Annotated in this window: 5 protein-coding genes and 1 pseudogene; 5 read left to right on the top strand and 1 reads right to left on the bottom strand. The window is 36.3% G+C overall.

Going from position 1 to position 4,707, the window contains the following annotated elements:
- The first annotated feature begins 160 nt into the window (after positions 1-160).
- From HT703_RS12020 to HT703_RS12185, 5 genes are all read left to right on the top strand, one after another.
- The gene (locus tag HT703_RS12020) at positions 161-331 is read left to right on the top strand and encodes a PhrA family quorum-sensing system peptide (protein ID WP_001227862.1); all 171 of its coding nucleotides are present in this window, start codon (positions 161-163) and stop codon (positions 329-331) included.
- Positions 332-645: 314 nt separating this feature from the next.
- The gene (locus HT703_RS08530) at positions 646-942 is read left to right on the top strand and encodes a lactococcin 972 family bacteriocin (protein WP_000911559.1); all 297 of its coding nucleotides are present in this window, start codon (positions 646-648) and stop codon (positions 940-942) included.
- A gap of 102 nt (positions 943-1,044) precedes the next feature.
- Positions 1,045-3,060, top strand: coding sequence for a DUF1430 domain-containing protein (locus tag HT703_RS08535; protein ID WP_000732380.1), 2,016 nt, complete (start codon positions 1,045-1,047; stop codon positions 3,058-3,060).
- A 1-nt stretch (position 3,061) separates the two neighbouring features.
- Positions 3,062-3,694, top strand: a complete 633-nt coding sequence (locus tag HT703_RS08540) for an ABC transporter ATP-binding protein (protein WP_000571422.1) — start codon at positions 3,062-3,064, stop codon at positions 3,692-3,694.
- Positions 3,695-3,851: 157 nt separating this feature from the next.
- Positions 3,852-4,130, top strand: a complete 279-nt coding sequence (locus HT703_RS12185; protein WP_000712968.1) for a hypothetical protein — start codon at positions 3,852-3,854, stop codon at positions 4,128-4,130.
- A 68-nt stretch (positions 4,131-4,198) separates the two neighbouring features.
- Here HT703_RS12185 and HT703_RS08550 read toward each other — a convergent pair.
- A pseudogene (locus tag HT703_RS08550) lies at positions 4,199-4,707 on the bottom strand (XRE family transcriptional regulator); the annotation flags it as partial.

Consider the following 4,707-nt stretch of genomic DNA (forward strand, 5'->3'; position numbering starts at 1 on the left):
TGCTTAATTTCATTATAAAGTTTTTAGTTCAAAATAGCAAGTTAAAGGAATAAATAATTCTTTATGGTAATAAACAAAAAAAAAAGTTAAAAATTACATAAAAATACTTGACTAAATAAAATATATCTGTTAGAATAAAAAAAGAAAGGGGTTTCATTGCATGAGAAAAAAACGTGGAATTAAAAAATTAGTTACATTTGCATTGCTAGGTGTTTTTATGTTTAGTAATACAATTCCTTACCAACAGTTTATTCAGAAGAATAAACAATTGGAGATTCGAGTGCAATCGCAAAAGAAGTCCAATGGTCTTGATGTTGGGAAGGCGGATTGATTTTATATTACTTTAAAATTCAACTATTTAGAGAAAGGTATTCTGATGAGAGCTTGTAACAATACCAGATAGATATAAGAATGGAGATGTTTGATAAAATGCTTTCATAGCTAACCAACTGTTGAAAATTATGAGTTACAAAATCTAAAGTATTTAAGATTGGTTTATAAAATTAGGTCTCTGCCTGTAGAAAGGAACGTGCAGTTAGAAAGGAGGAAAAAATAGGATACTATAATTCAGACTGAGATTTCTAATTAAAATATATAGTTGCATTTCGCTCATTTTCATAATATTTCATTCAGAGGAGTAATAATATGTTAAAATTTAGAAAAGTAGTTGCATCATCCCTTGCCGTTTTGGCATTTAGTTTGGCTCTTCCTGTTTTGGCAGTTTCTCACCGTGGTGGCGAGTGGACCTATGGAGGCCATCATGATCCAAATAATTGGGGAGCATTTTCGAATTATTATCATGGTTCACAGTATCACTGGGCCTATGTTGGAAGTAATGGACGTAACAATCAAAAAACAGTTTATGCAGGAGCACGTAGTGCGGCCTATGCGTTTGTTAATACAAATTTTGGGGAGCAAGTTACATTTGATGCGGGATGGTAAAGAATAATTGAAGAAGATTCTTTTATCAATAGTTCAGTAAGCTTGTTAGTTTATAGAGGGCAGGAGTATTTCTGTCCTCTGTTTTAGAATAAGGAATGCACTATGAAAAAATTATTTATACTCATATCCAACCTGCTTGCTAGTTTGTTCTTTGTTTGGGTATTTACCATTTGGACTGATACATATGTCTCCCATTATTACCCCAACGTTGTTGTACGTGATTCTTCCCCTGAAACAACTTTTCAGCATGTTGCTACACGCTTGGAAAAACTAGCAGAAGAAACAGATAGCTTTATTGCGATTCAACACCAAGATCCTAACTCAGAAGGTACTACAGTTTTTTCTTATACGACCTTTGGGGACGGAAAGTTGCCTGATGGGCTTCAGGAAAAAAATCTAGAAGATGCTCAAAGTAGTAGTGTTGAAACAAACTATTTTGTATTCGATGGACACCTAGATATTCACTTGCTAAGGGAAGAGCTAAGTCAACTTGGCTTGACTAACATGCACCTGACAATTCCATCTAAACTATCTACGTTAATGGCTATCTTTAGTAACGGATTTCAGTTAATCAGTCTATTGATTTTCATCTTAACCTTTGTAGCACTGACTTTAATTAGTCAAATTAGCCAATTACGGTCATCGGGCATTCGCCTCATTTCAGGAGAGAAACGGTGGTCCATTTTCCTTAGACCAGTTGGTGAGGATTTGAAAGGGATAGCTGTTGGTTTCAGTTTAGCTGGCGTGCTCGCCATTCTTATGCAAAAAATTCTGTCGCTTCCAACGCAATCCCTAATGACCATAGGAGCAGGCTTGCTCAGTTATAATCTCATCTTGTTGTCGATCTCCCTGTTTTTCGCTCAACTCTTCGCAGTTGGGATAAAAAAGATACACCTGATGCAGATTATAAAAGGGCAAGTGCCTGTCAGAGGAATCATTAGTTTGATTTTAATCGGTCAACTGTTAGCGATTATTATTGTAACGCTGGGAATAGGGAGTAGCTTAAAGTATTCCCAAGCCTGGCAACAGCATCGGATTGGACAAGAGGTTTGGAGTCAGGAAAGACAACTGATTACCCTATCAATCAGCCGTGAAGGAACGAGTCCTGGTTTTGATGAACAAGCTCAAAGGAAACTCAGAACTTGGTATCAATTGATGGATCTGGCTGTTTCAGAACAAAAGGCTTTCTTATCTAGACACCAGTTAATTGACCGTACTTTGCAAAATGGCATGGCTTCCTCCAAAAACTTGACAACCTCTACAGAATGGCACGATTACAGCCCGAATGGCAATGTCCTTATCGTCACACCGCATTACTTGGAGCGTCAAAACATTCCTGTAGATACAACTATTAAGCAAAAGATGAATCACCTTAATGTAGGGGAGTTTGTCTTATTGCTGCCTGAACACCTCCGTTCAGAGGAAGAACATTATAAATCTGTTTTTGAAGACGACTTAACCAGTCGCATGTCTAGTCAAGATGAACGACAGCAAATGACTGCTACGGTAGGTTATTTAGAATCAGGTCAGGATCGTTTTGTGTATAATACGACCCCTATTTCTTACCAGCAGTTTTTGAAAGATCCAATCATCATTGTTATAACACCCCAATCAACTGGTCCACAGTCCATTTTGTTTTGGATAGACGCAGTACAGAACTACGTTCTCTTTAATCAATTGTCTGATGCCCAGGAGCTTATCCAGAGACAAGGCATTGAAAATTGGGTCTCAGAAATGCAAACAGGTTACCACAACTACATCACATTATTGGATAATATCCAGAGGGAACGTTGGGTAATGCTAGCAGGAGCTGTGCTTGGGATTGCAACTTCAATCTTGTTGTTTAACACTATGAATAGGCTCTACTTTGAAGAATTTAGACGTGCCATTTTTATCAAACGCATTGCAGGTCTCAGGTTCTTAGAAATCCATCGCACTTATCTCTTTGCTCAACTGGGTGTGTTTTTACTGGGATTTGTTGCGAGTGTATTTCTTCAGGTAGAGATAGGAGTTGCTTTCTTAGTCTTGTTACTCTTTACTGGTCTATCTCTTTTACAGTTACATGTCCAAATGCAGAAAGAAAACAAGATGTCCATTCTTGTTTTGAAGGGAGGTTAATATGATTGAACTTAAACAGGTGAGTAAATCTTTTGGAGAACGAGAGTTATTTTCGAATCTTTCAATGACATTTGAGGCTGGAAAAGTCTATGCCTTAATTGGTTCAAGTGGTAGCGGAAAAACAACCTTGATGAACATGATTGGGAAATTAGAACCTTATGATGGGACGATTTTTTACCGAGGTAAAGACTTGGCCAATTATAAATCAAGTGATTTTTTCCGTCACGAATTGGGCTACCTCTTCCAGAACTTTGGCTTAATTGAAAACCAAAGTATTGAAGAAAACCTTAAGCTAGGTCTCATTGGTCAAAAGTTGAGTCGGTCGGAACAGCGGTTGAGGCAGAAGCAGGCTTTAGAACAGGTCGGCCTGGTTTATCTTGACCTAGATAAGCGCATCTTTGAGTTATCGGGCGGAGAATCGCAACGGGTTGCCTTGGCAAAAATTATCTTAAAGAATCCACCCTTTATTCTGGCAGATGAGCCAACAGCTTCAATAGACCCAGCAACCTCTCAGTTGATTATGGAGATTTTGCTATCTCTTCGAGATGATAATAGGCTAATCATTATCGCAACACATAATCCGGCAATTTGGGAGATGGCTGATGAAGTGTTCACGATGGATCATCTGAAATAAAAATCCTTGTTTTTAATTGCACGATGAGTTACTGAAATATTATCATGAATCAAGAATTGGAGTTAATTTAGAATTGTACTTAATTTAGAATTGTACTTTATTAATATTGAGGTAACTTTTTCTTGATAAAGGAAGAAATAATGGAGAGGAAGTTAGAATGAAAAAATTCGACAATTATATTATTGAGAAGCCTTGCGATTCTAATTCAGATAAACTGCAAAAAATCTTAATAATTGAAAGTTTGGTAGATGATATTTTGCAATTTTCTCTCAGAATCAATAATAGTGTAGGAGAGATTTTCCTCCTACAACCGTTTCAAAAGAAAACTATCTTTATTCCATGTTATTTTGAGGAAGATATTGTGAAAGTCAAAGATGATGATAAAGTTGAGTGGAATTTGTTAGAATTTCAAAAATTTAGAGCATTTTTGGCTTAGTAATCTGTGTTGAAGGCTCAAAACCTATGGTAAAAAAGTCGCTTTGAAAACGTATTGCCTCCAAAGATTTAGTTAAATAATGATTTAACACAAAAAGAAATTATTGAAGTTCTGGAAAGATGTTGTTTCAGTATTGAGAAAAGGTGGGAAAAACTTGCGATTTTCACAGAGAAAGGATTGTTATAAATCTTGCATAGCTCTCTTGCTTCTATATAATAATTTTTGACTTGTTCTTTGCCAAGGAATTGTGTTCCACAATTTCCAACGAGAACGAGCAGGGGAGCTAGTTGGTAACTTGTTTGCCTCTCTTTACAGAGTTCGATAGTCTCAAGAGCTTCTTGGATGGCTTCATTATATTTTTCCTTTGATACTAGGTAGTGAGCGTAATTGTAACGAACTCTGATGTAGCCAAATAAAAACTCTTGATGCTCAAAATTTTTTGTCTGATATAACTCCATCAAATGAGAGTAGTTTGCCTCATATTCTTGTTCAAGACCCACTAAGGAATAGAAATTAGATAGAGTATTCAACGCCTTTAAATAAATCAGAGTATTTGAAGAGACTTTTAATAATATAT

This window comes from Streptococcus sp. 3874 (assembly GCF_013276425.1).
Classification (GTDB): domain Bacteria; phylum Bacillota; class Bacilli; order Lactobacillales; family Streptococcaceae; genus Streptococcus; species Streptococcus pseudopneumoniae.

Bases quoted from the DNA above. Each gene is read 5' to 3' on its own strand.
- HT703_RS12020 (WP_001227862.1), top strand. From the start codon at position 161: ATGAGAAAAAAACGTGGAATTAAAAAATTAGTTACATTTGCATTGCTA.
- HT703_RS12185 (WP_000712968.1), top strand. From the start codon at position 3,852: ATGAAAAAATTCGACAATTATATTATTGAGAAGCCTTGCGATTCTAAT.
- HT703_RS08535 (WP_000732380.1), top strand. From the start codon at position 1,045: ATGAAAAAATTATTTATACTCATATCCAACCTGCTTGCTAGTTTGTTC.
- HT703_RS08530 (WP_000911559.1), top strand. From the start codon at position 646: ATGTTAAAATTTAGAAAAGTAGTTGCATCATCCCTTGCCGTTTTGGCA.
- HT703_RS08540 (WP_000571422.1), top strand. From the start codon at position 3,062: ATGATTGAACTTAAACAGGTGAGTAAATCTTTTGGAGAACGAGAGTTA.